We start from the raw sequence: 561 nt of genomic DNA, 5'->3' as shown, positions 1-561 counted from the left end.
TACCTAAAGCTGAGACAAAAACGCCTAACCAGATGAGCGTTGCAGAACGACCTTTACTGGTGATTCGTCCGGCTCAACTCGCTAGCTACCTGAATGACAATAGTATTGTGTATCGCACATCAGATACTCAGATTGTTCAAGCCAAACGCCACCAGTGGGCTCAAAGTATTTCTGAGCAAATTACCCAACGTGTTGTGGCTGAGCTACGCCAAAAACAAAGCGACTATTGGCCAGTTGAAATGAATAATCTTCTGGATCAAAGTGGAGAATCCAAGCTTCAACTTAGTTTGAACAAGTTTAATGGTAGCTACCAAGGTAACGCGGAGATTGAAGGTGAATGGTTACTCATCGATGCAAGCGGCAACGTCGTTCGCAGCTCGCAAATAAAAATATTGATGCCATTGCAAGATGAAGGCTACGACGCTCTGGTTGATGCACTGTCGGCAGGTTTGAACCAACTAACAGACGATATAGCTGCGCAGCTATAGTAAATAGACATCAGATACGAAAGTCATCAGATAAAAGAGGGGAGCATCACGCTCCCCTTTCTTGTTTATGTAT

1 protein-coding gene is annotated in these 561 nt (G+C 44.2%); it reads left to right on the top strand.

Annotation, left to right across the window (positions count from 1 at the left end; translation table 11 throughout):
- The coding region (locus tag R7Q46_RS29245) for a PqiC family protein (protein WP_318078591.1) at nt 1-488 on the top strand (488 nt) is incomplete at its 5' end.
- Between the last annotated feature and the right edge of the window lie 73 nt (nt 489-561).

Source organism: Vibrio sp. 811 (assembly GCF_033339195.1).
Note: the sequence above shows the minus strand (reverse complement) of the source record. Positions and strands in the feature narration are given on the sequence as shown.